The sequence below is a fragment of the Coleofasciculus sp. A1-SPW-01 genome (genome assembly GCF_040217205.1).
Classification (GTDB): Bacteria; Cyanobacteriota; Cyanobacteriia; order Cyanobacteriales; family Coleofasciculaceae; genus Coleofasciculus; species Coleofasciculus chthonoplastes_A.
Genome location: NZ_JAVJNP010000223.1, coordinates 1 through 3,830 on the forward strand (window position 1 = coordinate 1; position 3,830 = coordinate 3,830).

The 3,830-nt window shown below is 44.9% G+C and carries 1 protein-coding gene; it reads right to left on the reverse strand.

What is annotated here, in order from left to right; all coding sequences use genetic code 11:
* Positions 1-307: 307 nt before the first annotated feature.
* Positions 308-3,556 carry a PAS domain S-box protein gene (locus tag RH949_RS31830; protein ID WP_446358850.1) on the reverse strand — a complete coding sequence of 1,083 codons (3,249 nt, stop codon included), beginning with the start codon at positions 3,554-3,556 and terminating at the stop codon, positions 308-310.
* Positions 3,557-3,830 lie beyond the last annotated feature (274 nt).

A 3,830-nucleotide genomic window follows, 5' to 3' on the forward strand; every position in this document is an offset into this window, starting at 1 on the left:
CACCCCCCTCGTTCCCCCCTACCCCCCTCGTTCCCCCCTACAAGAGGGGGGATGACAGAGGATACTTCGTTTTTGTGGCACGGGGGAGGACAGAGGATGCTTCGCTTTTGTTGCATAGGAGAAGGGGAACCATCACATAAAAACGCTTGTGTCATCACATCTGGAATAGCGCTTCCTTCTTCCTTCTTGCTCCCCTCTCCCCTGGTGGGAGAGGGGCTGGGGGAGAGGGGGTTTTTTAAGTTGACACCAATGTCCCTAAACCCGCCCCTACAGATTCACCCGCTATGCTCTCGAAAGTTGTGAAGAGTCAAAACTCCTTCATCTGTTCTTCAATTAAATCGATAATTTGATCACAACGGAAGTTATTCACCATATCTGTGATAGCTTGGGCGATCGCGGTATGAGTTGGGGGAATTTGCTCGATAAGCTGGAAAATCCGTTCGTTATCAATCGAATCTGCCGCTTGGTATAATTCATGAATCCACTCCTTGGGCATAATCGTCAGGGCTTGAGTTGTTAGGGGTTGGTTGGATGCTAGGTTTTCATCCTCTAACGCTGTTGATGGGGTTGGCTGTTCGTAGACATACTGCACCCCTAAATAGTGGGCTATCTTATTAAAGATTACGTCTTCTCGGAAGGGTTTGCGAACAAAATCGTCACAACCGGCTGAGAGAACCAGCGATCGCTCTTCTTCAAAGGCGCTGGCGGTGAGGGCTAAAACCACGGTAGCTTGACCTTTGAGATGCCCTTTGATGTGTTTGGTGGCTTCATATCCATCCATCACAGGCATTCGCATATCCATCCAAATCAGGTGAGGTTCCCAGCTAGTCCAGATCGCGATCGCGTCTTGCCCATTCACCGCTTCTCGCACAGAAAATCCCACGGTGGTTAGCAGTTTTACCAATAATAAGCGACTTTCTAGGCGATCATCCACCACTAGGATACGGTAATTGGGTTGTCCGGGTACCAAGCCAACTACGCGAGGCGTCGCTGACTGGGTTTCTAGCTCAATTCCCTCCACCCGGTTAACGTCAATATCAAAGGTAAAAATACTGCCTTGGTTCAAGCGGCTACTGACGTGAATCTCTCCGCCCATGAGTCGCACAAATTGTTGACTAATAGGCAACCCTAATCCTGTGCCTTCTAGGGATTTTCGTCCTGCTTCAGTTTGCACAAAAGCCTCAAATAATGATTCAATTTCCTCGCTCGCAATACCGAGTCCCGTATCTTCAATTTCAAATCTTAGTTTTTGAGGGATTGGCAACGTATTAAATGTTGGGTGTCGAGTTGATTCTCCCATTTCCCCCTGCACCGCTTTAACACGCAAGGTAACACCTCCCTGGCTCGTGAATTTAATCGCATTATTCACTAAATTAATTAAGACTTGGCGCAGCTTCCCTTCATCAGTCTCCACATAGCGAGGTAGCGCCTCATCATAATCAACGACTAACTGCAATCCTTTATTCTCAGCCTGCAACTTGAACATTTCCTCTAAAACTTGCAGCATCCCATATAGATCAAAACTATAGCAATTGAGTTTGACCTGACCTGCTTCAACTTTAGACAGTTGCAGCACATTATTGATTAAACTAAGTAAATGTTCACCAGATCGGCAAATAATGCCAATATGATCATGGTGTTCTGGGGTGAGGGAAGAGTCACGCCCTAACAACTGAGCAAATCCAATAATCGCATTCAAGGGAGTCCGTAATTCATGACTCATATTGGATAGGAATTGACTTTTGGCGCGATTTGCCTGTTCAGCCGTGTCTTTAGCACGTTGTAGCGCAAATTCCACCTGCTTGCGATCGCTAATATCTTGGCTGACGGCGATCAGACAAGTTTGCTCATCTAGGTTAATTTGTTCGGCTGAGAGTAAGGCGGTACGAATGTCACCCGATTTGGTACGAAACTCAAATTCGTAGTTGCGAATAATCCCCTTGTTTGATATTGCTTTTAACATCCGGTTTCGGTCTTTTTGATTGACCCAGAGATTCAAATCAAGGGCAGTGCGACCAATAATTTCTGGGGCAGAATAGCCGGTAAACTGACAAAAGCTATCATTCACATCAATATGACAACCATCACTTAATCGCGTGATTGTCATGGCGCTGGGACTAGAACGGAAGGCACGGGCAAACTTTTCTTCTGATTGATACAAGGCAAATTGGGTGCGTTTGCGATCGGTAATATTGCGGGCAACCCAGATAACGGAATTGTTCGGTAATGGGGCAATACTGGCGGTAAACCAAACCCGTTGATCGGCATCATTTAAACTGTAATCAAAATGAATCGGTTCTTGGGTTTCGATAACCTGGTGAATTTGCTGGAACCAGCTTTGAGTATTGTCACTGTCGAGAAATTGCTCAATCGTTTGGTTAATCAGGGGTATTGATTTTTCAATATCGCGAGTGGGTCGAGTTGGTGCAACTTGAATATCATTAGTTTGAGGATCAATAATTAGGATAATATCAGGCATTGCCTCAAATACTGCTCGCATTTTGCCCTCAGAGGTTCGCAATTTTTGCTCAAGTAACTTGCGTTCCTCAATTTCTTGGTGAAGTTGCTGATTTTTGGTTTCTAATTCTTGGGTGCGATCGCGGACGGCTTGTTCTAGGGTTTGGTTATACTCGGTTAAAATTTTCTCGGTACGTTTGCGGGCGGTAATATCTTTGAATACACTAATACCATAGAGCAGAGTTCCCTGTTCATCATAGATGGGCATTGTCTGCATTTCTAGGGGAATTCGTTGATTCGCGTGACGCACTTCTAAGTCGTCAACGGTTACGGTTTCACCCTGGAGCGATCGCGCGATCGGTAAGCGGTCTAAAGGGTATAATTGATTGGTGTCTGCTCTATAAAGTTGATAGGTGGAACAAAGTTGATCGGTGTGGAGATTTGGATCTAAATCTTGTGCCAAAATCTGCTTGGCTTGTTGATTCATAAAGTAAAGCTTACCACTCGCCTCCACCACCAACACGCCAACAGGTACTGCTTCCAAAAATTGCGCCAGCCGATGTTCACTTTCGCGCACCGCTTCCTCGGCTTGATCATGCAACTGCTCAAAGACAAGATCACCATGTTCTGTGGATGTCTCAAGTAAGATTTTTAAATCTGTATTTTCTTGCTTGAGGCGCAAATTTTCGGCGTTGAGTTTATGAAGATGTAACTGAGTCTGGATGCGGGCTAAAAGTTCGGCTTGGGTGAAGGGAGTAATTAAATAATCATTTGCACCTGCTGCGAATAGTGAGTTTAATTCAGTGATAAGGTTGTGAGTAATTGAGACAATAATCGGTACATCATTTAGCCGTGTCACTTTTTGCAGCTTTTTGATGGGTTCACTGATGTTAATCTCTGAATGATTAACAGCTATCAGGATTAAGTCGGGTATAGAATCAGTATCAGTATCAATAATAGATAGAGCTTGTTCAAGGTTTTCAGCGTGAATATGACTATATTCAGAACTGGATAAATACTTGTTAATAGTCTGACAATTATCCGAATAAGCAGCAATAATCAATATCTTGATCGGTTTTATATTCGGTAAAATATTCATGGTATTTATTAATGTTTATGCTCACCACTCGCTGTCTTACTACTGGCGTGGCACATTTAATTTAGTGGATTAAAATTGTAGGGGCGCACCGACGTGCATTGGTATCAACTTAAGATGAAAAGCACGACTGGCAAGCTTTTCACCCTCATCCCCTAACCCCTTCTCCCACCCCCCTCGTTCCCCCCTACCCCCCTCGTTCCCCCCTACAAGAGGGGGGATGACAGAGGATACTTCGTTTTTGTGGCACGGGGGAGGACAGAGGATGCTTCGCTTT